Annotated in this window: 22 protein-coding genes; 11 read left to right on the forward strand and 11 right to left on the reverse strand. The window is 48.2% G+C overall.

The window, feature by feature from the left end:
- The first annotated feature begins 150 nt into the window (after window positions 1-150).
- On the forward strand, window positions 151-1,131 hold the full coding sequence (locus AC5YB1_RS04835) for a catalase family peroxidase (protein ID WP_494520928.1): 981 nt from the start codon (window positions 151-153) through the stop codon (window positions 1,129-1,131).
- 184 nt (window positions 1,132-1,315) lie between these two features.
- Here the strand turns inward: AC5YB1_RS04835 and rpiA are convergent, their stop codons facing one another.
- Window positions 1,316-1,978 carry a ribose-5-phosphate isomerase RpiA gene (gene rpiA / locus AC5YB1_RS04840; RefSeq protein WP_494520929.1) on the reverse strand — a complete coding sequence of 221 codons (663 nt, stop codon included), beginning with the start codon at window positions 1,976-1,978 and terminating at the stop codon, window positions 1,316-1,318.
- Window positions 1,979-2,215: 237 nt separating this feature from the next.
- Here rpiA and AC5YB1_RS04845 point away from each other — a divergent pair, with 237 nt between their 5' ends.
- Window positions 2,216-3,136 carry a DUF808 domain-containing protein gene (locus tag AC5YB1_RS04845; RefSeq protein WP_494520930.1) on the forward strand — a complete coding sequence of 307 codons (921 nt, stop codon included), beginning with the start codon at window positions 2,216-2,218 and terminating at the stop codon, window positions 3,134-3,136.
- A 125-nt stretch (window positions 3,137-3,261) separates the two neighbouring features.
- Here the strand turns inward: AC5YB1_RS04845 and AC5YB1_RS04850 are convergent, their stop codons facing one another.
- On the reverse strand, window positions 3,262-3,681 hold the full coding sequence (locus tag AC5YB1_RS04850) for a CBS domain-containing protein (protein WP_494520931.1): 420 nt from the start codon (window positions 3,679-3,681) through the stop codon (window positions 3,262-3,264).
- Window positions 3,682-4,023: 342 nt separating this feature from the next.
- Between AC5YB1_RS04850 and AC5YB1_RS04855 the strand changes: the two genes are divergently transcribed.
- Both AC5YB1_RS04855 and AC5YB1_RS04860 read left to right on the forward strand, forming a co-directional pair.
- Complete coding sequence (locus AC5YB1_RS04855) at window positions 4,024-5,796, forward strand: alkaline phosphatase D family protein (protein WP_494520932.1); 1,773 nt, start codon at window positions 4,024-4,026, stop codon at window positions 5,794-5,796.
- Window positions 5,797-6,064: 268 nt separating this feature from the next.
- The gene (locus AC5YB1_RS04860) at window positions 6,065-6,625 is read left to right on the forward strand and encodes a phosphoribosyltransferase (RefSeq protein WP_494520933.1); all 561 of its coding nucleotides are present in this window, start codon (window positions 6,065-6,067) and stop codon (window positions 6,623-6,625) included.
- Between the two features lie 168 nt (window positions 6,626-6,793).
- On the opposite strand, the gene pepN is transcribed toward AC5YB1_RS04860, so the two are convergent.
- From pepN to AC5YB1_RS04885, 5 genes are all read right to left on the reverse strand, one after another.
- Complete coding sequence (pepN, locus tag AC5YB1_RS04865; RefSeq protein WP_494520934.1) at window positions 6,794-9,454, reverse strand: aminopeptidase N; 2,661 nt, start codon at window positions 9,452-9,454, stop codon at window positions 6,794-6,796.
- 104 nt (window positions 9,455-9,558) lie between these two features.
- The gene (gene lpoB / locus AC5YB1_RS04870; protein WP_119977742.1) at window positions 9,559-10,152 is read right to left on the reverse strand and encodes a penicillin-binding protein activator LpoB; all 594 of its coding nucleotides are present in this window, start codon (window positions 10,150-10,152) and stop codon (window positions 9,559-9,561) included.
- A 25-nt stretch (window positions 10,153-10,177) separates the two neighbouring features.
- Window positions 10,178-11,545, reverse strand: a complete 1,368-nt coding sequence (locus AC5YB1_RS04875) for a COG3014 family protein (protein ID WP_494520935.1) — start codon at window positions 11,543-11,545, stop codon at window positions 10,178-10,180.
- A gap of 123 nt (window positions 11,546-11,668) precedes the next feature.
- Window positions 11,669-11,881 carry a SlyX family protein gene (locus AC5YB1_RS04880; RefSeq protein WP_110457257.1) on the reverse strand — a complete coding sequence of 71 codons (213 nt, stop codon included), beginning with the start codon at window positions 11,879-11,881 and terminating at the stop codon, window positions 11,669-11,671.
- A 9-nt stretch (window positions 11,882-11,890) separates the two neighbouring features.
- Window positions 11,891-12,847, reverse strand: a complete 957-nt coding sequence (locus AC5YB1_RS04885) for a WD40 repeat domain-containing protein (RefSeq protein ID WP_494520936.1) — start codon at window positions 12,845-12,847, stop codon at window positions 11,891-11,893.
- Between the two features lie 213 nt (window positions 12,848-13,060).
- On the opposite strand from AC5YB1_RS04885, the gene fkpA reads away from it, so the two are divergent.
- Complete coding sequence (gene fkpA, locus AC5YB1_RS04890; protein WP_494520937.1) at window positions 13,061-13,822, forward strand: FKBP-type peptidyl-prolyl cis-trans isomerase; 762 nt, start codon at window positions 13,061-13,063, stop codon at window positions 13,820-13,822.
- 231 nt (window positions 13,823-14,053) lie between these two features.
- A complete protein-coding gene (locus tag AC5YB1_RS04895; RefSeq protein WP_494520938.1) occupies window positions 14,054-14,428 on the forward strand; it encodes a YacL family protein in 375 nt (124 codons plus the stop codon).
- A gap of 206 nt (window positions 14,429-14,634) precedes the next feature.
- On the opposite strand, the gene AC5YB1_RS04900 is transcribed toward AC5YB1_RS04895, so the two are convergent.
- The gene (locus AC5YB1_RS04900) at window positions 14,635-15,264 is read right to left on the reverse strand and encodes a response regulator (RefSeq protein ID WP_494520939.1); all 630 of its coding nucleotides are present in this window, start codon (window positions 15,262-15,264) and stop codon (window positions 14,635-14,637) included.
- A gap of 41 nt (window positions 15,265-15,305) precedes the next feature.
- Window positions 15,306-17,006, reverse strand: coding sequence for a nitrate/nitrite two-component system sensor histidine kinase NarQ (gene narQ, locus AC5YB1_RS04905; RefSeq protein WP_494520940.1), 1,701 nt, complete (start codon window positions 17,004-17,006; stop codon window positions 15,306-15,308).
- Between the two features lie 246 nt (window positions 17,007-17,252).
- Between narQ and nrfA the strand changes: the two genes are divergently transcribed.
- The gene (nrfA, locus tag AC5YB1_RS04910; protein ID WP_494520941.1) at window positions 17,253-18,653 is read left to right on the forward strand and encodes an ammonia-forming nitrite reductase cytochrome c552 subunit; all 1,401 of its coding nucleotides are present in this window, start codon (window positions 17,253-17,255) and stop codon (window positions 18,651-18,653) included.
- Between the two features lie 165 nt (window positions 18,654-18,818).
- Here the strand turns inward: nrfA and AC5YB1_RS04915 are convergent, their stop codons facing one another.
- Window positions 18,819-19,361: a hydrolase gene (locus AC5YB1_RS04915; protein ID WP_494520942.1), complete on the reverse strand. Its 543-nt coding sequence runs from the start codon at window positions 19,359-19,361 to the stop codon at window positions 18,819-18,821.
- A gap of 251 nt (window positions 19,362-19,612) precedes the next feature.
- Here AC5YB1_RS04915 and AC5YB1_RS04920 point away from each other — a divergent pair, with 251 nt between their 5' ends.
- The 4 genes from AC5YB1_RS04920 to AC5YB1_RS04935 all read left to right on the forward strand — a co-directional run bounded on the left by AC5YB1_RS04920 (window position 19,613) and on the right by AC5YB1_RS04935 (window position 22,947).
- Window positions 19,613-19,951, forward strand: a complete 339-nt coding sequence (locus AC5YB1_RS04920) for a P-II family nitrogen regulator (RefSeq protein WP_494520943.1) — start codon at window positions 19,613-19,615, stop codon at window positions 19,949-19,951.
- A gap of 12 nt (window positions 19,952-19,963) precedes the next feature.
- On the forward strand, window positions 19,964-21,214 hold the full coding sequence (locus AC5YB1_RS04925; RefSeq protein ID WP_494520944.1) for an ammonium transporter: 1,251 nt from the start codon (window positions 19,964-19,966) through the stop codon (window positions 21,212-21,214).
- 142 nt (window positions 21,215-21,356) lie between these two features.
- Window positions 21,357-21,707: a hypothetical protein gene (locus AC5YB1_RS04930; protein WP_494520945.1), complete on the forward strand. Its 351-nt coding sequence runs from the start codon at window positions 21,357-21,359 to the stop codon at window positions 21,705-21,707.
- Between the two features lie 82 nt (window positions 21,708-21,789).
- Window positions 21,790-22,947: a tetratricopeptide repeat protein gene (locus AC5YB1_RS04935; RefSeq protein WP_494520946.1), complete on the forward strand. Its 1,158-nt coding sequence runs from the start codon at window positions 21,790-21,792 to the stop codon at window positions 22,945-22,947.
- 155 nt (window positions 22,948-23,102) lie between these two features.
- On the opposite strand, the gene AC5YB1_RS04940 is transcribed toward AC5YB1_RS04935, so the two are convergent.
- Entirely contained in the window at window positions 23,103-23,765 is a 663-nt protein-coding gene (locus tag AC5YB1_RS04940) for a thiol:disulfide interchange protein DsbA/DsbL (RefSeq protein ID WP_475514808.1), read from the reverse strand.
- Window positions 23,766-23,838 lie beyond the last annotated feature (73 nt).

Below are 23,838 nucleotides of genomic sequence, written 5' to 3' on the forward strand. Positions count from 1 at the left end.
AAGCTCAACAGGGGCAGGCTTAATACAAAGTGGTACTGACTAGCTGCTGGTAATTAAACGCGCTTATTTAACCTCTTGTGAAATAAAAGGTGATCAAGCGCGGTCTTACTGTCCATCGTATTTAATTGATAACGTTTAGCGGAGTTCATCGTGAATTTTAAAGCACTATCACTATCAGCATGTTTAGTTTCAACCATGGCAGCAAGCGGCGCGGTTCACGCAGAAGCCTCTGGCTTGGACTTTATTAATGTATTTGAAAAACTTGCGGGTAAACAGCCGGGTGTGCGTAAAGGCCATGCCAAAGGGGTGTGCGCCGTAGGTGAGTTTACCCCTACCGATGCGGGTGGTAGCTATTCTAGTAGTGCCCTATTTAATGGTGAAAAATCCACGGCTAACATTCGTTTTTCAATGGCGGGCGGCAACCCTGCGGCCAATGAAACCGAGCGAAGCCCGCGTGGAGTGGGAGTTAAGTTCACCATGGCCGATGGTAGCGTGCACTACATTGCAGGCTTAACCACACCAGTCTTTCCGGGTAAGTCACCCGAAGTCTTTTTAGGTTTACTTGAAACCTTAGTGCCTAACGAACAAGGTAAAGTCGATTTTAGCCAAGTGGCGCAGTACCGTCAGGATCACCCAAGTACCTTGCCGCAGTTTAATTGGCTGCAAGCCAATAATCCGCCAAGCTCTTATGCATCGGTCAATTATCACGGTATTCATGCCTTCTACTTTGTCGATGACCAAGGTAAGAAAACTAAGTTTAAATGGCGTTTAGTGCCGACCGAGGGGCAGCAACTATTAACCGAAGCGCAGATGAAGCAGTTGCCAAACACCTTTTTAGCCGACAAATTGAAAGAGGAGCTAAGCCAAGGCCCGGCCAATTTTGAGCTGCAAGCGGTTATCGGTCAGGCCGATGATGTCACCAATAATCCATCACAAGCGTGGCCAGAAGATCGTGAAGTGATCACCTTGGGCACATTGAGTATTACCAGCAGCGGCGATAACAGCTGCGACTTGATTAACTTCGACCCAAATGCGTTGGCTCAAGGGGTTGAGTCAAGTGATGACCGTATTTTACGTTTGCGCTCAACCGCTTATGCTATTTCTTTTGGTAAAAGATTAAGTGGCCAATAAGCCTATTTAATGACGGATGTTAGCTAACTTAAGTTAACACCCCTTTAGCACAAGATAGTGATATTAAAAAAGCCACGCCATGAACATGGGGTGGCTTTTTAATGGTGACTTTTTACTGGTTAATCATCAATACACCGCTGGGTTATTGCATGGGACGGTATACAGCAGACTACCACTCAAATGGTTAGTCTTGCTTGATGGTGTTGACGCCATCAGGGGTGCCGACCAAGAGCACATCGGCGCCGCGCTGAGCGAATAAGCCGTTAGTGACCACGCCGACTATCTGGTTAATCTTCTCTTCTAGCTCTTTGGGGTTAACGATCTTCATATTATAAACATCTAAGATCACGTTACCGTTGTCGGTCACCACACCTTCACGATACACAGGATCGCCACCAAGCTTAACCAATTCACGTGCCACATAAGAGCGCGCCATAGGGATCACTTCCACAGGCAGTGGAAACTCACCCAATACATCTACCTGCTTAGTGTTGTCGACGATACAGACAAACTTTTTCGCCACTGCCGCAACAATCTTCTCACGTGTTAACGCTGCACCACCGCCTTTAATCATATCCATATGACCATTGATTTCGTCGGCGCCGTCCACATATACGGCTACATCGTCAACGGCATTAAGATCGAATACAGGAATACCCAAGGCTTTCATTTTTTCAGTCGAGGCTTCAGAGCTCGATACTGCGCCTTCGATATCGGCCTTGATGGTGGCTAAGGCATCAATAAAATGGTTGACGGTTGAGCCTGTACCGACGCCGACTATGGTGTCTTTCTCAACGTATTGTAGGGCTGCCCAACCAGCTGCCTTTTTCATTTCATCTTGAGTCATAAGGAGTTCCTGTAAGGATAAACGAATCTTTTGTCACTATTATACTCATAGTTGTTAGTAGAGGTATGTGAAATGCTGCTGTTTGTGTAACTTAACTTAAGTTAGATCTCAGCAACTGCGCATTACGGTGTTTTTTGCTGGTAACGGCTTTAACTGGGGCGTAATTTAACACTATATCGATGCCTTAGTGATATGGCGAAAGACGGCATCGTAACAACTCAAATTAAAGGAGAATCTATGGCTGGTGCAAGTTTGTTAACCTTGCTCGATGATATTACCACCATTTTAGATGACGTCGCGGCCATGAGTAAGATGGCTGCACGTAAAACCGCAGGGGTATTGGGCGATGATTTAGCGCTCAATGCCCAGCAGGTTTCAGGCATTAACGCCGATCGTGAACTGCCTGTGGTTTGGGCGGTGGCTAAAGGCTCATTGCGTAATAAAGCGATTCTTGTGCCGGCGGCCTTGTTGATCAGTGCTTTTATTCCTTGGGCGGTGACCCCATTATTGATGTTTGGTGGCCTGTTTCTCTGTTATGAAGGGTTTGAGAAGGTTTATCACAGCGCAACTCAGCCCCATGAGCCGAGCAGCGAGCCTCATGTCGATATTGCCGCGCTCGATCTGCAAGCCTATGAAAAACAGAAAATCAGTGGCGCGATTCGTACCGACTTTGTGCTGTCAGCCGAGATCATTGCCATCACATTGGGCGTGGTAGCCCACACTAGCTTTATGACCCAGGTGGTGACCTTAAGCGTTATTGCAGTGCTGATGACAATAGGGGTTTATGGTTTAGTGGCGGGAATTGTGAAACTTGATGATGCTGGCCTGTACTTAAGCCAGCGTCAGGGCGAAAGCCTACTGACACGCTTAGGGCGACGTTTTGGCCACAGTTTGGTTAATGCAGCGCCTTATTTGATGCGCGGCTTAACCGTGGTTGGCACCATCGCGATGTTCATGGTGGGGGGCGGCATTTTAACTCACGGTATTCATAGCCTGAGTGAACTGTTTAACCAGTGGGCAGTTGTGGTGGAGCAGTGGGCGATGGTCGGGCCGGTATTGAGCTTTATCACCCCAAGTGTGCTTAATGCCTTGTTTGGGGTTGTCGCAGGTGCCATTGCGGTATTGCTTATGTCTGGGCTCAGTAAGCTGCGCTCGTAACTGCGCACTCGTCATATACGCTGGTGACCCGGCCATGTTTATCAACGCCGCCCTCATGGCGGCGTTTGGTTTTATGTTGGGCGGCGGTTCATTTACCTTATTGCTTGTTCAGTTGTCATAAGGGCTTACACTTTCAGTAGTGTGGCGCACAGTTTCACAAAGTCCGATGAGGTGATGATCCCCTCAATCTTATTACTGTCGTTCACAACGGGTAAACATCCTAATTTATTATCAATAAAATAATCGACCACCTCGGCTAGCGGCTCATTGGCGCTGAGCTGTTGAAACTGTTTCTCCATAATGTCTGCCACTAAGGTTTTACGTTCCTTGCGATCGAGCCCGTCGGGACCATAGGCGCTAAGCATGTGGATGATGGTGGAGATCATCTTCTTGTGAGTCAATATACCCACCAATCGCCCGTCATGCTCACTGACGACGGGTAAGTGGCGAACCCCACGACTCTGCATCAATAGATGAGCATCTTTGGCGGTCGCCTGATCGCTGATACAGACTAGGTCGGTGCTCATAATATCGCTAACACGCATGGTGTTTTCCTGCTGCTGTCATTCTATTTTTTTGATGATAACAGTAATGCCTTCTTCGTTAAATGTCTGTTTATTAAATTATAATTTCATTTTTGATACTTAATCTTGAGCGCTAATGTGTGATGGGGTAAAACGTTTTAGATTAATTAATCCCCAATGACCCCCTGTAATAACGTTGCAATATTGTTAATAAATACTTATCGTCATTAGACCTCTTACCAGGCTAAGGGCATTCCTTAAGGTTATTGCTCAGCCACGCTTAAGTTGTACTCCGATGAGGTGAGGTGTGTTTCGCCAGGATAATAGGCACTAAATATAACAATAACCATGAAAGGGATAACAATGAAAATACACTATTCACGCAGGGATTTTTTAGCCATGTCGGCTAAAGGAGTGGGCGCCGCGGTCATCTCCTATGGTTTGATGGGCTGCTCAAGCAGTGACGATGATGAGCAAGCTAATGCTGCCCGGGGGGAATTTCTCAATGGGGTTGCCAGTGGTGATCCCACTCACGAGGCGGTGATCCTGTGGACTCGAGTCACGCCAGAGGTTGAGGGGGAGCTTAATGTCAGTTGGGAAATCGCGATCGATGAGGCCTTTAGTAATATTATTGGCAACGGCGAAACCACCACATCTGCCGCGCGCGATTATACGGTGAAAGTCGATGCCATCGGCCTGATGTCGGGCACAGCGTATTATTACCGCTTTAAATGCGGCGAGGTTTATTCCGAGGTCGCGATGACCAAAACCTTGCCCGAGGGCGCGGTGGAGCAAGTGAAATTAGCGGTGATGTCGTGTGCTAACTTTCCAGCAGGTTATTTTAATGTGTATCAACTGGCCAGTGAGATGGCAGGGCTCGATGCGGTGATCCACCTAGGCGATTATATCTATGAATATGGCCGAGGGGGTTATGCCAGTGAAAATGCCGCCGAGCTTGGCCGGGAAGTGTTACCCGCCGGCGAGTTGTTAACCCTTAGCGATTACCGTACGCGCTATGCCCAGTATCGCAGTGATGCCGCGTTAAATGCCTTACATGCCAAAGTCCCCTTTATTACGGTGTGGGACGACCATGAAGTGGCTAACGATAGTTGGGCCGATGGCGCAGAAAACCATCAGCCTGATGAAGGGGATTTTGCAGCGCGCAAAACCGCCGCGCTGCAAGCCTATTTTGAGTGGTTGCCTATTCGTCCATGGTCAGAGGGTAATCATCAAGAGATCTATCGCTCATTTAGTTTTGGCGACTTGGTCGATTTACATATGCTTGACACCCGCCAGTTAGCGCGTGATAAGCAGCTCGATTATGCCGACTATATCGATGATGCCAGCAGTACTATTGACAGCGCGCGCTTTATGGCCGATGTCACCAGTGATACCCGCACTATGTTGGGGGCTGAGCAGTTGCAATGGCTGCAAGCTTCGCTGCTTAATGCCACAGGCAAGTGGCAGGTACTGGGCCAGCAAGTGTTGATGGGCAGTATGTTGTTGCCAGCGGCTATCGCTACCCAAAAATTGTCAGTGTACCAATACGCCGAGTTAGGGGCCTTAGCGCAACTTGCCGCGCGGGCACAGGCTGGCGACCCCACTTTAACAGCGCAAGAGTATAGTTATTTGATTGGTAATCAGCATAAGCTGACGCCCGAAGTGATGGCGTTGTTACAACTGCCCGCTATTCCCTATAACTTAGATGCTTGGGATGGTTATGCCTATGAGCGAGAGGTGATTTTAGCCACGGCAAAAGCCAAAGGCGCTAACTTAGTGGTGATAGCCGGTGACACCCATAATGCCTGGGCGAACGAGTTAACCGACAGCCATGGCGACAGTGTGGGTGTAGAGTTTGCCACCAGTTCGGTCTCATCTCCAGGATTGGAGTACTATTTAGGTATTGAGGCCGATCAGCAAAGTGTTACCGAGGCGGGTATTGTTGATCTGGTCGAGGGGCTGAAATACACCAATCTGCGCGATCGCGGTTTTATGGTGCTCAGCTTCGATCACCATCAGGTTCGAAGTGACTGGCATTATGTCGACACCTTAATGTCGCCAGACTTTAGTGAAGCTAGCGATAAACAGGCGAGCGCCATCACTCAAGTGGGTGAGGTGAGCATCACGCTGGTGTAAGCCCCTCGCTTGATGAGCGCATCTTAGTCGTCACTTGTTGGCTTTACTGTTTATAAAAGTGAACCTGCCCTGCAGTTTTAGTGATTTAGTCCTGCAGGAGCGGGGTTTTTAGTATAAAATCCAGCTCCAAAATCCCGTAGCCATTTTTTAATCGTTTTGAGTCTCAATTCGATATTCTTGTGCTACGTTGAATTTGGGCAAAGGCTAATCTTTTTAGATTACACTTTACCCAGTCGAATACTAAATATAACAAGATGGGGACGGTCAGATGTCAGAGAAACGCTTTATTACTGCACAGGAGTTGCTTGAAGATTCCTTTCGTTTAGCAGCACAAGTTTTTGACAGTGGTTTCAGGCCACAATTTATTGTTGGGATCTGGCGTGGTGGTGCTCCAATAGGCATTGCGGTACAGGAATATTTTGATTTTAAAAAGGTCGACACCGATCATATTGCCGTTAGAACCTCCTCTTACTATGGTATTAACCAGCAGAGCAAAAAGATCAAGGTGCATGGTTTGCATTACATTGTTGAAAATGCCAATGCCGATGGGGGATTATTGATTGTCGATGATGTGTTCGATTCTGGCCGCAGCATTCATGCGCTTAAAACCAAGCTCCAAGAGCTGATGCGCCTTAATATGCCAACCGATGTGCGTATTGCTTGCCCTTATTACAAACCTAAAAACACCGCAGTTGAGCTAAAGCCGGATTACTTTATCCATGAGTCTGATGATTGGTTGGTGTTCCCACATGAAGTGTCAGGCTTGTCACAGCAAGAGTTGCTAGAGGGCAAGAGCGATCTGAAAAACATTAAAGAGCTGTTTATGTAAGCCCTTTAAGCCCCTTAGGTTTACCACATAAGGTTTACCGTATCGGGGTTACCCTATCGTGTCGGTCTAGTCCGTCACTTGATAATTCTGTCGGTAGCCGATATAGCTTGATGTTAAGTGTGCTGAAGCGATTAAAAATGCCACCTTTTTAGGGTGGCATTTTTTATGTTATTGACGCAAGGGCTGCTGGATCGTGATACAAGCTTGTTCATCCTCGATAGCCTGCTTCACGCCACGCCGAGTGACCGGGCTCAAGTTGGGCTCGTTATTAAGCAAACGCGACAAGCGCGCCACGCTAGCGTAAGAGCATTCTCGCGGCAGTAAAAATTGGTTGTAGGCCTGCATAAAGCGGGCGCTATTACGTTTATCTAGCTGCGCAAGCTCATTTAAGCGTTGCTCGGCGGTTGCTTGGCTAAGGGCTTTTTGCTCGCTAGGGTAAAGGTAGGGCATGATGCGCAGCAGTTTAGCCAACATCAGGCTATCGGCATCGGCGTTATGCTGCTGTATGCGCTCAAACCATTGGCGTTTTTGCGCTGCAATGGGCTGCGCAACTTCGGCGCTCAGGGCTAGGATTTCCGCTTGCGGCGAAGTGTCGCGCAGCTTTTCTTGCTGTAATAGTCGCTGGGCGCCTATGGCATCGTAACGATTAAGGTGGATCACCATGGCCCAGCGCAGGGAAGGCGTCAGCTCAACCCCAGTGAGCTGCTCGGTGCCGTTAAGCAGTGCACTTAGGTGCTGCTTAGCCTGATGGCTGAGCGCAAAATCAATATAGGCCTCAAGCCACAAGCGTTGGATTTCAGGCGTAGCTTGAGTGGTCATGGTCAGGCGCAGACTCATCTGCTCCAATGCCCTTAGCGCACGTTGGCTGTAATGCTGCCGATTGGGACTCATCTGCTCAAGCTGCGCCTTGGCTTGCCTCAACTGACTTAACAGAGGTTGTAATACCTGAGGGGCATTCTCTTGCGGCGCGTTGATAAATACACTGCCAAGAAACCTGTCGAGTGTGAGCTCGCCCCGAGTGACGCTGTGCCACAGGGTTTGCCACAGCATGATGCGCAGCTTGGGCTCGTCGATTTTACTCAGATGCAATAGCGCCGTCGTTAAGGATTGTGGGTCAAGTTGTACCTGCACATATCCCCAATCTTGGTAGTTGGGAAACACCAAATCGGGACAGCGCACCCCTTGCAGCCGCTTAATCTCGGTGTCGCTACCGCTGTAGGTGGTTGCCACGACCAAATTGCGATGCAATGCGTCACGGCCCAAGGTAAACAGCCCCAGTTTAACCTTTTGTTGCCGTAAGGTGGGGTATTGCTCGCTGGCACTCTGGTGTAGATTAAAGTGGCTGATGCGGCCGTTGCTGCACTGGAACTGCGCCTCGATACGGTTAACGCCAGCCTGGTAGAGCCACTGCTCGGCCCATGTTGCTAACGGGCGTTTTGCCGTCAGGCTCAGGCTCACGATAAAATCGTTAAGGTTGGCATTGCCAAAGCGGTGTTGCTCAAGGTAGTGCTGCAGGCCTTGCTTGAAAGCGGTGTCGCCCACCAAGTAATTGAGCTGGGTTAACAGAGCAACGCCTTTGCTGAGCGTGGCTGGATTGACGCTTGGCTCAATCTCTGCGGTACTTATAACCGCTTGTTCTAGCGGGGTTAGACTGTACTTGTCATCGAGCTGGTAAACATTGTGTATGTCTTGATACCAAGCGGGGGTGGAAGCGTCTGCAATCATCGCCTTGTTGGCCAGTAAAATAGCTAGGCTCTGACTGAGCCAAAAGCTGTCCCACCAGTTTAAGGTCACCAAATTACCCACCCATTGCTGGGCTAAGGTGCGTAAATTGAGTGACAAGGAAGGCGTCACATCAATACCCGTTTCAGCAAAGGTGGCGTTGGCGGCATTGGCCATCGCCTGCGTCGGCAGGTGTGGCACCAGAATTTGGTTGTAATGATTAAAGGGATAGTCGACACCAAACTGTTGACGGTAGAAAGTGAGTCCTCGATGGGTTTGCGCCAGCCAAGTGTCGGCGTCTATCTGGTGGGCAATCGATTGCCGCGCCAGCAATCGCAGCGTCAGCGATGCTTCATCCGACTGCCATTGATGATATGGGCCCGCGATAAGCGAAAATGTATGCGGGCTCAGCGGGGGGCTCGGCGCAAAGAACCATTGGCTAAGGTCAGTACCGTGGCGTTGTTCTTGCTCCGCGGCCGCGCTGAACACTCGCCAGTCGCTGGGGGCAGTAACCGAGAGTTGAAACACCGCTTTTAAGTTGGGCTGATCGAACACCGGCATGATGCGCTGGGCGCTGGCCGGCAGCAGGTGGCTATAGAGGTAACGGCGACCGTCAACGGCATCGATAGCTTGGATCAGTCCCTGATCGCCCATGCTGTATGGGTGGCTATAACTGAGACTGACTTGATTACTCCCACGATTAAGCAGCAAGGGTGAAAGGCGCAGGTGCTGACTGTCGTAATTGGGATAGAGGCGCTGGCCATTAATCGTTAGCTGGTGCAGCCGCGCCTGATGTAAATCCAATAATAAGGGCGCGTCGTTGTCACTTAAGCTAAAGCTGATGGTGGCCTCACCACGAAAGTGCTGATTATTGCTGAGATCTAGCGCTAATTGATAGTGAATATCACTGATGCGATTGGCACGCGAGCGCGCCTGCTCGGCGCTGATGGTGGCGTTATCTTGTGCTTGGCGAGCAGGCTGCGTCGTGGGTGTACTTTGACATGCGCTGAGCAATAGCGCCACGGCGGCCATGATACACAAGCTCAGCAGAGGCTTTTTCTGTTGAGCCGGTTTGCGATGTCGCAACGCGAGAATGTTGTGAGCCATTATTAAGTTGTCATTAAGCAATTTGGGCTGATGTGATCGGAAGGCGATGTATCACTTGCCATAAAAAAACCAGCACGTTGCTGGTTTTTTAAGGCAGGAAAAGATCACAAACCGAGGAACGACTTAGAGCGCGTCTTACGGATCTCTTTTTCATCAGACCATTCAATGAGGCCCGTTTCGAGATCCATTAAACGCATGGTCATCTTGTAGTACACATCGGTGGTGCTACCGTCTTGTTTGACTATGCTCGACAAGTTGCCATACAGCATAAACTGCGCGCCGATTTGGCGACCAAAATTAATGGCAGTTGAAGGGTCAACCATGCCAGAGTTATTTTGGTAATCCAGTTGCTTACGCACACTGTCTACCTTCGTCATGTCGATAAAACGGAACTTACCTGAGCGCAGTAACTTGTTGCTGATCGAATCGGTAACCGATTCGGTATCAATATGCTCAGAGGTTTTATTTTTGATCTTGTCGACAAAAATAATGGGACGATCGTTGGCTGTCATTGCCACTACGGGCGGGAAAGTCAACATGCTGTCGACCATTTTGGCGGTGATCGCTTGCAGATCGGTGGAACCGAAGTTTTCATTTACGGTTTCGACTTCAGTAGCATCACCGTATTGAACCCGCGATTGACAGCCCGCTAGGCCAATGGCCACTGCAATGATAAAAATGAGCTTGAATTTTTTCATAAACATACCGATTCCTGTAATGAGGTTAAATGATTATTGAATAAAAGCGGGTGTAATTACCAGTATCAATTATCCAAATTAATGTTGTTCTGCCACTTTGTACATCTATCGTCTGCGCCTGACCTTGGTCGAGTTGGATAGCATAACGGCCAGCATCCACATAATCGCGGGCGATTTGTGCTTGTTTGGGCAGGGTTAGCCAGCTGCGTCGGTCGGGTTGTTCGGTGACGACATTAAAAATTTGTATGGCAAGCGCCGCCGCATCGAATTGATTGTTAGCCTTTTTTGAGTCGCTTCGTACCCGTCTTGCCATTTCTGATTTAGCGTAAATGCGAGCCGCTTGGCGAAACAGCGCGGCGGGCAACTCCTCTTTTAATGCTGTGATGGCTAAGGCGTCGATGTTGGCGAGTGGCGCCGCGGTTAAGCGGCGCTCAAGGCCATTAATCTGTGCGGGCCGCACAGGAGAGCGGTCGGGATAATAGGTGGCTAATGATGCTGTTTGCCAATTGCCATGGATAGAAAAAGGCACGGTAAAGCTTTGCTTTTCTGGGACAAAGTCGCGCTCGACTAATAACACCACTTGTCCTTGCCCTGCGCTGGCGGGGTTAGCATCGCCCCAGCGGCGAACAAAATCATCCGCTTGCGGCATTGACAGTTGCTTGGCTAATCGGACTAAATCTTGTTGCAGATAAGGGTTGTCTGGGGTAATTTGCGCCGCTTTGCGATAATCGATAAAGGCATCGTTAGCCTCGCCCAATAACTCGTACAGTAACCCTGTGGTGTAATAACTGTAGGCGTTTAAAAACGAGCTGGTGGTGCTGCCCGCTGCTTGTCCCAGTTTGTTGACCTCGGCATCTATGGTGCCGTTGGCCATCGACTGCACCGCTTGCATCGACTTTTGATAACGGGCTTGTTCTGAGCTTTGCAGTTGATTACTGCGCCGAACTTCCACTAAGGCGGCTTCGCTGTCGCCACTGAACAGGTAGTTCAGTGCTTGGTACTGATGCAGCATGATGCGCTCAAACCCAGGCCCACGATAAGGGATCACATTGTCGTTAATCAACAGGCTAGAGGCTTTGGCGCCGGTATCCGAGATGCTGAGGGTCGCTTGCTCATCAAAGGCTTGATAAGCGTCAATTGCCTTATTGTAATAGCCTTGACTGGCGCTGAAGTCGCCACCTATTTGCGCTACTCTGCCAGCTTCTTGGGCGTATAATAATTTATCTGCGCCATTTATTTTATCATCCAGCTGAGGGTAGATAGGGGTGGTGGTGGGTCGATTTAATGCAGCTTTTATCGGGGCGATTTGCGACGGGTAGCTTATGAATACGCTGTTAAAGGCGCAACCCGATACACTGAGACTGACGAGCATAATCATAACGAGTCGTTTCATCAGGTTATTACCTTAAGATGATGAATGTATAGGGTTAACAGCATGTCAGTCTCGCTCCCTTGCGCTAGCGTCTATCGCGATAACTTACCGGAGTGGCGCGTCATCGCCACTCAGAATATCGATTTAGTAGTGCGGTGGCGGCGTTTCATCCGCGGGGTTAGCCATATTACTTGGCTCAGATTGCTGCACCTTGTCGACCAGTATACGCAGTTTTTCCTGCTGTTCATCGACAATGGCATTAAGCTTAATGACCTGTTGGTCCAGTGCTTCGATAGTACTCTCTTGAAACGCAAGTTTCATTTCAAGTTCTTCAATTCGTTGTTCTAGTGGCACCAATAATTTCCTCTATAAGGGGGGCATAGGCCAAGTTTCCAGTAGACCATTGCTACTAATGCTACTGACCTGATGATGGTTATCTTCAGCTACTGAGTATACAACGGCTCCTTTGATTTGGGCATGCTCTGTGCGACTGACTCGCCAATTAACCAGCATTTTTCCATCTAAAACTCGCCAGACACTCACTTCTCTAGCCGGAGTGCCCGTTAGTAATTTGCTGTTGTCGCGAGTAAAGCGTGCACTGGAAAAATTATGGGTGCGCCGATGAATATTGAGTTGGCTGTGTTGGCTGCCATCTTGGGTGTTCCAAATGATGGCTTGATTGGTGCTGTCGGAGGCAAAAGCCAGCTCACCTTGCTGACTCAAACTGACATTAATCACCCGGCTGGGCAGCGACCAAGTATGTATCGGTTGGCCTGTTGTCGCATGCCAAAGGATCACTTGGTTATCATTGGCTCCCGAGAGGGCAAGTTCACCATTGCGTGAGATGGCCACGCTGTTGACTTTTTCACTGTGGCCCAGAAATTTGATCAATCGATTTTGGCTCGGCGCCAATGACATCACGCTACCATCGGTGAGGCCGATTAACAGGGCGCCGCTATCGGCAATCGCTACAGTTTGTCCGTTAGCAGGTAAAGACCACCATCCAAGTGAGCGACCATCTTCGATGCTCCACAGCGCCACTGAGTCGCGACTCAGTGAGGCGGCGTATTGCTGATTGGTAGAAATTGCGGTGTCGATGGCTTGGCTTTTTTGCTCACCGTGAAACCAGCGATATTTCTGGGTGTGCGTGGTTAAATCCCACAATTGTAAATCGCTATTGGCGGTGCTGATCAACAGATAATGCGCATCGTCAGACAGGGTCGCGCTATAACTGGGTTGATTGATAATAACGGTCGTTTCAGGCTGTGGTTGGCAGGCGGTGATAAATAATGCACAAATTAGCAGCACAGTGAAACTTTTCATGAACTTGCTCCGCAATATATTGTCTTTAGCTCAAGGCGATTACATTGATGCTGCTTGTCACTGCACAGGTTCTGTAGAGCGAATTGACCACTGTGATGGCGCTGGCCTAACATCGATAATGTAATTGGTATATGTTAATTAACTAGTATAAAGTGGTTCGTCTTAGAAAAGTAAGGTTATTGTAACCACAAGAAAATGCTGAGGAAGCTTTTAATGAAGTCGATTTATAAAATGTCACTGGTCGCGCTAGCAGTGGTTGGTTTAACCGCTTGTAACCAAGAGCAACAATCAACAACCGCAGCAGAGGTTAAATTAGAAACCACGCAGCAAAAACAAGCGTATAGTGTTGGTGCTTCTATTGGTAAATACATGTCAGGCCATATTAAAGAGCAAGAAGAGTTAGGCTTAGCTGTTGACCGTAGCCTCATCATCACAGGGTTCAGCAATGGTTTGAACGATGAGCTCAAGCTGACCGAAGAAGAGATGCAAACCGTATTGCAAAGCTTAGACGAAACCTTAAATGAGAAGCGTCAGGCACAGGCGACCGCCATGGCTGAAAAAGCCTTGGCAGAAAGTGCGGCATTCTTAGCTGAAAACAAAGCCAAAGAAGGGGTGACGACTACAGAGTCTGGCCTGCAATATGAAGTACTTGTTGCAGGTAGTGGCGATAAGCCAGCAGCGGAAGACACAGTAGAGGTGCACTATGTCGGCACTCTGATTGACGGTACCGAATTTGATAGCTCAGTTGCTCGCGGCGAACCTGCTAAGTTCCCACTGAACCGGGTTATCCCTGGTTGGACCGAGGGTGTTCAACTAATGCCTGTAGGCGCCAAGTACAAGTTTGTTATTCCAGCTGAATTAGCCTATGGCAATCGTGACACTGGTACTATTCCAGCTAATTCAACGCTGATTTTTGAAGTTGAATTACTCTCTATCGAAAAAGCCGCTGCAGCGGCTGAAGCCAGCGAAAAATAGTCGCTGACTCGATATTGAATAAAGGGCGCTAAGCGCCCTTTTTTGTGGCTATAATTTGGCTTATACAGAGGTGATTCATATAGGTGAGCATCTTTTCGGTTGGCTTAAACAGGTTTAAACGTTGGTTTTGTCAACAAGCGGCGCAGGCATGGCAAGATAACAGCGCATTGCTTGCAGGCTTGGGGTAGAATTTATCCTTGAGAGTGGCATAACAATTTTAGGGTTTGAGTAATGGAATATGAATTTCGCCGCAATACATTAACGGGTACCTTAGTGGCTAATTTCACCATGGATCATGAGATCATGGGGCTGTGGTTTGTCGATGAGCTGGGCGAAGATAATTCGCTGTATGAGCAAATTAAACAAGTGATTTTGCAGTTGCAGCAAGGCACGCTCAGTGAAAAGCGTATCCTGGGTAAAGCGATATCAATCGACTTAGACACCGAGCAGGTGCGGGTGTTTGCGAATGTGTTAGAGATGGAAGATGACTATGAGCTCGATGAGTCTATGTCACTCTATAATGGTGAGTCTGAGGCATTTTGTGGTTTAGAAGATTTTGAGCAAGCCTTAACCAGCTGGCGTATCTTTATTCTTGAGAGTCGTTAGCCTAACGCTAGTGCACTAACTATTTTCAGCACTTTTGGTCGCATTTTTATTGATTATTTTGCCATTCTTAAACATAACTCATTTTTAAAATTAGCCCCTTATTAGAATTACCCCCCTTAATAAGAATTAACCTTAGTTACGCTCAACTTAACCATAGTTGTGCGTAACATAAGTTAAGCCTAAACAGGGCTTTGGCCAAGTTAAGCTTAGTGATTGAGGTAGCGCACCGCCATCTCGGTGCGTGATTTTGCATCGGCCTTACGCAGCAGGTTTTTGACATGCACTTTTACCGTACCTTCACTGATATGCAGTTGCTCGGCGATCACTCGATTACTTTTACCTTCTGCTAGCTGCTGTAAAATCTGTAACTCTCGTGGTGTTAGGTTGCTGATCCATTCTTGCTCATCTTGTCCCTCTTGTAGGATCTGTAAATGGGCTGCCACAGAGGCTGAAATAACTTGGTGCCCCGACATGGCTTGTTTCAGTTGCTCAAGCAGCAGATCCGGCTCGGTGTCTTTTAATAGATAACCGTCGGCTCCGGCGCGGATCAGGCGCACCACATCTTGTTTGGCATCAGAGACGGTTAAAATCACGATGCGGCTAGTGATCTCCTCTTGACGCAAGGCATTGAGGGTATCAAGCCCAGTCATCCCTTTCATATTGAGGTCGAGCAATACGATATCAGGCTCGTTGTCGGCCACCAGCGCCAGTGCATCTAAGCCGCAGCCAGCTTCCCCAAATAGGGTGAAATCGGCATCGGAAGCGATCAGCTGACAGATGCCTCGACGTAATAAAGGATGATCATCGACAACTAATACGGAATAGGGCTTACCCATGGTTTTGTCTCCAAGCGTTGCGTACTGTTATTGCGGCCAAGTTATTCAGGCTCTGTCTTAGGTGGAAATTGTAGCGTGACCGTGGTGCCGCCTTGAGTGTTACCGCTGAACTCTAGCACACCCGCTAATCGACTGGCGCGTTCATGCATGATCCCAATGCCAAAATGTTGATCCCGCTCGATTAATTTATCGACACCCACACCATCATCACTAATGCTTATCACTACTTTGTCGCCTTGGGCAGTGCAATCGATATGGATATGGCTCGCTTGGGCATGTTTAATGGCATTGAGCGTAGCTTCTCGAGTGAGCTGTAATACGTGAATATGTTGATAGACACCTAATAGCTGCATTGGTAGCTGGTAGTTGAGGCTGATTTTAGCCTCTGATTGGCTGCGCAGCTGCGCTAACATCGCCTCCATGGCGTTATGTAGATTAGGGTCATTGATGGTTAAGCGGAAGGTCGATAATAGCTCTCGTAGTTGCACGTAGGCGGTATTGACGCCTTCATTAATCTCACTTAATTGGCTGTCAACTTGTGGGCTACGGCAATCGGTATCGAGGCTTTTTGATAACAAATTGACCTGAATTTTTAGAAAGGCCAACAGTTGCCCGAGTGAGTCATGCAACTCCCGGGCAATAACGGCGCGCTCCTCCATCAGGGCCAGTTGTTGACGTTGCTCACCCGTATTGTGAATCACAATAGAGCGCGCCAGCATGATGGCAAAATTGTCAAATAGTGCGTAATTAATCTCGCTATCGCTGCGTACTTCTAAATGGCCCAGTTCGTTATCGGCAAACTTGAGGGCAAAGCGGGTGGTCTCTGGTGCTGCCAGTGACCACCCGCCATCGGCTTCGATACACAGCGGCGCTTCGCCCTCTTGGGCAATCACTAATCGCAAGTTGGTATTTGGCTCATGGGCCTTGAGCTGATCTAAGGCCTGCTTAAGGGTGCTTACCTCCAGCGTGCCTGAGTGCAACATGACCAGATTGTCGTACAAGAGTTTCAACTCATTGTTAGCGCGAGTGAGCGCTAAGGTTTTTTGTTTGACCTGATTTTCGAGGTTAGCATAGAGCGAAGATAACTCTTTGGCTGTGCTGGCCAGTGCATTACTCAGGGCATTAAGTTCAACATATTCACTCTGCGGCACTGCAACATTAAAGTCGCCTTTAGAGATGGTGTTAGCCGATTCCATTAATTGATGCAGTGGCTTTACCACTTTACGTTGAGTAAAACGCACCGCAAAAAATGCGATTAATAACATCAGGCTTAAGCCGATAATTTGGCTTGCGGCCAGCAGGCGTAATTTAAAGGCGGCGTGTTTTTCGGTTTCCAGTACCAGCAAATCTATGGTGTCGACAAAATCACTGAGTGCGGCGGCATATTGGCGTGAATTTTCGGTTTCGATAAAACGTTTCATCACCTGCCACTTTTGGATAACCAGTTGGTATTGCTCACCCAAGGCAGCAGGACTTATCCAACTTAGGGAGCGTTTTAACGCATCTGAATAGAGGGTGGCTTCAAACTCGGCCACTTTCTCATCGGCATCTTCACTGCCAGAGTTAGCATAAAACATCAGCCGATAGCTTTGCATTCGTAGCGAGCCGGAGGCGTTAATCGCCCGCGCATCGCCTAAGCTGTAGGCTAAATTGGCAATAGCAAAGGTGGCCAAGCCGCTCGACAGTAAAATAAAGGTCAGCATAAGTGCAAAAATAGTGGCGGTGAGACTGCCTTTTTTCATCAGGGAACCGTCGCTTAAAATCGAAGAAGAGGATGACTAGTAAGGCGAGTATTATTAATGAGTCATCAGTATAAAAGTTAACATATTAGCTAAAGTGTGAGATACAACACATTTACATTATGATCTAGCTCAAGATTCATCCCAGTTACCCCATAAGAGGTATATTTAAAAATCAGCTTAAAGGCTAACTTTGGCCATGGAGATATTGTGGTTATTGCAGATAACTATGAATAATACGGAGATGAGATGGTGAAAAATTTAACAAAAAAAACCTTTGCACTAAGCGCGTTAGTTGCAGCGAGCTTAATGACAAGTGGCGTGATGGCCAGTGACAAAACTGAGCCACGTAATGAAGTGTATAAAGACAAATTTGCGAAGCAATATAACAGCTGGCATGAGACCGCTGAAAGCAAAGATGTTGTCGATATGTTAGAACAAGTACCCAGTTTAGTGGTATTGTGGGCGGGTTATGGCTTTGCCAAAGATTACAATGCACCTCGTGGTCATATGTATGCGGTAACCGATGTGCGTAATACCTTACGTACCGGTGCGCCTAAGTCTGCTGAAGATGGTCCAATGCCGATGGCGTGTTGGTCATGTAAGAGCCCAGATGTGCCTCGTATGATTGAAGAGCAAGGCGAAGATGGCTATTTCGCCGGTAAGTGGTACAAAGGTGGTGCAGAGATAGTCAATACTATCGGTTGTTCCGATTGTCATGAGAAAGGCTCGGCTAAGTTACGCCTGTCTCGTCCGTTTGCCGAACGTGCCATGAACACCCTAGGTACCCCGTTCGATAAAGCGTCTAAAAAAGATAAGCAATCTATGGTGTGTGGTCAGTGCCACGTAGAGTACTACTTCGAAAAAACACAAGATCGCAAAGGCTTTGTTAAGTTCCCATGGGATATGGGCACCACAGTTGAGCAGATGGAAGTCTACTACGACAGTATGGACTTTACCGATTGGACCCATGCCCTATCGAAAACTCCTATGCTTAAAGCCCAGCACCCAGGTTATGAAACTTGGCAGCTTGGTGTACACGGCAAAAACAATGTGACCTGTACCGATTGTCACATGCCTAAGGTTACTAATGCCGAAGGCCGTAAGTTTACCGACCATAAAGTGGGTAATCCATTTGATCGCTTCGAAGAAACCTGTGGCACCTGTCATAGCCAAAGCAAAGAGTTCATGGTTAACCTAACCGAAGAACGTAAAGTGAAAGTGGCCGATTTAAAGGCGCGTGCTGAAGCTCAGTTGGTTAGAGCTCACTTTGAAGCCAAAGCGGCGTGGGACGCTGGTGCTAGCGAGACTGAAATGAAGCCTATCTTAATGGATATCCGTCATTCACAGTGGCGCTGGGATTATGCCACAGCCTCTCATGGGGTGGCGGCTCATGCACCGGATGAAGCCTTACGTGTATTAGGTACCGCAGTTGATAAAGCCGCCGATGCCCGTATTAAACTGGCACAGTTATTAGCGGTGAAAGGGGTTAAGCAGCCGATTGCGATCCCTGATGTATCGACTAAAGCCAAAGCCCAAGCGGCGCTCGGTATGGACATGAAAAAGATGAACGCCGACAAGGAAGAGTTCAAGAAAACCGTACTGCCTAAGTGGGACGCCGAAGCTAAGCAGCGTGAAGCAACGTACTAAGCAAGTGATATAGCCAAGCCGTGAGTGAGCCTTTGCGTCAGTAAGCCAGTAGTGCTTCTCTAACGGTTTGTTTTAAGTCATCACACTAAAAAGCCCTGGTATTTAACCAGGGCTTTTTGTCATATTCTGTCCGTTGCCAAGATAGGCCTGTCCCTTGAGTACAAACTATTTAATCATCTTTAGTAGGGCCCTAAAGCGCTCGCCGCTGGCTTCGCGCTGCAGTTCAAACAGTAAAGACTCACAGTTGGTCACCTTCGCGCCATACTGAGTCATCATCTGAATGCCCAGCTGCTTATTTTCAGCACTGCGTGACGATACCGCATCGGCAACAACGTTCACCTGATAACCATTATCGAGCAGACTGCGACAGGTTTGATAGACACAGATATGGGTTTCAATGCCCGCCATGAGCACTTGTTTGCGCTTGGTGCCTTCCATTGCGTGGCGAAAGGCCTCGGTATACCAAGCACTAAAATGGGCTTTGACGATTGGCTGGTGGTGCGGGGCCAGCAGGGCCTGTAATGCTGGACTCGTGCTGCCGAGTTTCTCGGGTAGCTGCTCTAGCCAGACAATGGGGATGTCAAACAGCTCTGCCGCTTTGATCAAGGTGGTCAGCTTGTGCTCTAAGGTATCGGCTTGATGCATCATCTGGGCAAGCTTGCCCTGCACATCGACAATCAATAACACACACTCCTGTGGTTCTAACATAGTCATCTCCTCCCATGGTTGGTTTTCTATCATACCTAGGATAACGCCATAACCAATCGGTCATAAGTCGAATACCTGAACGCTTGTTTTTTGTGCACTGGTGGGGTGCTCGCACCAAAATGGTGCGATAGCGGGTAGGCTGTATCAATCCGTAAAGTTTAAATTACTGATTATAAGTGATTTTTATTGTTGGCCTGATGCTTGAATTGTTTATTGTATCACCACATTACAATCACGAGCCGGAGGCTGGAATGAAACTAATCAGTGCAATTATCAAACCCTTTAAATTGGATGATGTGCGAGAAGCTATCGCTGGTATGGGGATAGAGGGCATGACAGTCACCGAGGTGAAAGGGTTTGGGCGCCAAAAAGGCCATACCGAACTCTATCGTGGCGCCGAATATCAAGTCGATTTTTTACCTAAGGTTAGACTCGATATCGCCACTAAGTCGGAAAATGTAGACCACTTGATTGAATCTATCGTGGCGGCAGCGCGAACGGGCAAGATAGGTGACGGCAAAATTTTTGTGACAGATCTAGATCAGGTTATCCGTATTCGTACGGGCGAACTCGATAACGAAGCACTGTAAGGGGATAAGACAATGGAAGAACTAAAGGCATTAGGTACCACTGTGACCGAGTTGCGATTCGCACTAGACACATTTTACTTTCTGATTTCGGGTGCTCTGGTGATGTGGATGGCGGCCGGTTTTGCCATGCTAGAAGCGGGTTTAGTGCGCTCTAAAAATACCACCGAGATATTAACCAAAAACGTCTGTTTGTACTCTATAGCCTGCATCATGTACTTAATTGTGGGTTACAACATTATGTACGTCGATAACACTGAAGGCGGCTGGCTGCCCTCGTTAGGTGGACTCATTGGCGTACAAGCGGGCGATGCAGACCATGCCTTAGAATCAGATTTCTTCTTCCAAGTGGTGTTTGTGGCGACAGCCATGTCTATCGTCTCGGGGGCGGTCGCTGAGCGGATGAAGCTTTGGTCTTTTTTACTCTTCTCTGTGGTGATGACGGCGGTTATCTATCCCATCGAAGGTTACTGGACATGGGGCGGTGGCTTCCTGTCTGAAGCGGGCTTTGTCGACTTTGCTGGCAGCGGTATTGTGCATATGGCTGGCGCGACGGCAGCTATTTCTGGGGTGTTACTGCTCGGTGCACGTAAAGGTAAATATGGCCCTAACGGTCAGGTTAACCCAATCCCTGGATCTAACTTACCCATGGCAACCTTAGGTATGTTTGTGTTGTGGATGGGCTGGTTTGGTTTTAATGGCGGCTCACAGTTATTAGTATCGGACATGGAGAACGCCTCGGCGGTGGCCAAGATTTTTGTAAACACCAACTCGGCTGCCGCGAGCGGTGCCGTTGCTGCGCTCATCGTGTGTAAGATGGTGTGGGGTAAGGCCGATTTAACCATGATCCTTAACGGCGCCTTGGCCGGCCTAGTTGCCATCACCGCCGATCCCTTATCGCCTTCGTTGCTATTAGCCGGTGCTATCGGTATGTTTGCCGGTGGCATAGTGGTCTTCTCTATTGTGATGTTTGATCGCATTAAGATAGACGATCCCGTGGGCGCAATCTCGGTGCACGGTGTGGCTGGCTTATTTGGTTTACTCTTGGTGCCGCTATCGAATGCCGATGCGACCATCACAGGCCAGTTACTTGGGGCAGCAGTGATTTTCGCTTGGGTATTTAGTAGCTCGTTTGTGGTCTGGTACGTACTCAAAGTGACCATGGGGATCCGAGTGACTGAAGAGGAAGAGTACAATGGTATGGATGCATCAGATTGTGGTATCGATGCCTATCCTGAGTTTGTCTCGCTCAAGAGTGCTAACTAATCTTCATCAGCACAGAAGATGAGCTTACGGGGGCCGTTACAGTAGTGCAACGGCCCCGATTTTTTGTATGATGTGAACACACTCTAGGTGTCTATTGCGTCATACTGTCTATGGCCATGGCGAGTTAATTGCGAGGAACACCATGAACATTGTGCGAGTCAGTCTCTACGGCCTCTACCTAAGTCTGCTGTCTATCGGCTACGTGTCTATCAGTGCTAGTCACGCTGGCGAAGTCGTCGTGCGTAAGTCCAGTGAGCCTTTCGATGCATTTGCGGTGCGAGACCAAGTGTTGCAAGACCATCAATGGCGAGAGGCGCTGCGAATGCAGCAACAGCTTACGATTTTACGCGCCTTGCCACTGGACTGCATACTGGTGCCAACGCCTTATCGCTACTTTCATTGCGGCGCCCATTTCTATCGGCCTTATCGTGATGGCGAGTCCAATGATGAGCTTTATATTGAGATTGATCCACCAGAGCCTACTCCAAACTAATATTTTGTAACGCTTTGGCGCGGCAAAAGGGCATGCTCTCACTTATGCTAAATGATATGGCGTACTGATTGAGACGGGTTTTATGCGACAGTTACTTTGGCTTGCGTCGATGATGATGTTACTGCAAGGATGTGCCTCAACCCCCACAATTCGCTCGGTTGATAACATTGAGCAATACTTTTTAGACAGCCAATTTAAGCCTGTTGCTTTGCCTGTGTTGCCAGCCCAGCTGTTTGCCTTATCTCCCCAGACCATTCAAGTGTTGCAGCAGGCCTACCAAAGCAGTCAAACCTCACGCACTGCAATCATGCCCCATCGTTGGTTAGCCAACTATATCAGTGCCAGCCAAGGCGGTTTTAGCTATCAAGATAATATAACGCGCATTCCCCAGCAGACCTTTGATGACAGAGCGGGAAATTGTATGTCGCTGGTGTTGCTCACCGCCGCCATGGCTGATGCCCTAAGCGTGGCGGTTGAATTTCAGCAGATAGCAGTGCCACCCGTGTGGGACAAGCAAGGCCAGTTTTATCTCATTAATGGCCACATCAATTTACGCTTATTGCCACAAGCTACCGAGGATACCGTGCTGGTGGCCAGTCAGGAGATACAGGTCGACTTTTTACCCGAACGAACCATGCGCAGTTATGGCAAAATCCGTATCGACAAAATCACTGTGATGGCCATGTTTTATAACAATATCGCGGCCGAATCTTTAGTGGCCGGAGATTATGATTTAGCTTACCAATACAGTAAGCAGAGCTTGCGTTTGCGCGCCGACTTTACCCCGGCACTTAATACCTTGGCGATTTTATATCGCTATAAAGGATTAGATGATGCCGCTGAAACCCTATACAAGTTGGCGTTAAGCCTTAATGAAGACGACATGAACGCCCTGTACAATTATGCCTTGTTGCTGGAGAGCCAGCAGCGTTTAGCCGAGTGGGCGAAGCTGCATAAAATTCTCGAGTTGGCCCGCATCGGCAATCCCTATTATTACTATGATATGGGTCAGCAGGCCTATATCGAGCATGAGTACCAAAGGGCATTAACTTGGTATAAACGCGCCGTTGAGAAAGCCGATTATCGTCATGAATTTTATTTTGGATTATCACGTGTCTATTGGGTGACAGGCGATACACGTAATGCACGGAAAAATTTAGAAAAAGCCCTCTCCTTGTCAACCGATGCGGCTAATCAAGGTCGTTATCAAGCTAAACTACAGGCGATGCAAAGCCATTAACTATTAGCGACTCAATATAAGATAAGCCACTCAATTTAGGCCATTACCGCCAAGCCTAAAAGGAGCGGCAAAGCGCAAACATTATCTGAGTGAGCCAGAGTACAAAAAAGGCTTCCTAAGAAGCCTTTTTTAGAGGAAATTCATTAAGCTAAGGCTTATTTATGTTCAACCGCCAGATAGTTAATAAGGTCAATCAACTCACCTAGGGTACGTACTTGGCCTAAATTGACCGCATATTTATCATTAACGATAAAGGTCGGTACGCTTTGAATGCGAAACTCACGTTGCTGCGCACGCCACAGGTTAATTTTATCGGTCACCGCTTGGCTATCGGCAAGGCTATCATAGTTGCTGACGTCGATGCCGTTGGCGCTAAACACCTTTTTGATATCATCACGGGTATTGATTTCTGGCTTGTCGTGAGCGCTGTGATCATGGTCATGGCTGTGGCCGTTGGCACCTTCTTCACCTTGAATGGCGGCAAACATAGCGTGGATCATCTTGTCTTCAACGTTAAGCTCTTGGATAACCGCCAGAGAGCGCATCACTTCGGTGCCAATATCGCTATTCATAAAGTCTACATGCTTACTGTCGAAGCTGACGCCAGGTTTAAGGTTCGCCTTGATGTCGCCTAGGTACTGGGTTTCCATATTGAAACAGTTATGGCAGTAAAAAGAGTAAAACTCGGTTAACTTTGGCTCGGTGCTTGGTGCCTTGTCTGATACGACAGTGAAATGCTTACCTTCGATAAACTGTGCGGCAAAACTGCTTAATGGAGCAATGGCTAGAGTCAGTGCTAATGCGATATGTTTGATCATAGTGTCCTCAAATGACAGCGTGCTGCTTAATAGTAATTAACATAAAAAATGTAATATTTTTAGCATAATAGCG

Source organism: Shewanella sp. 433, from assembly GCF_059338565.1.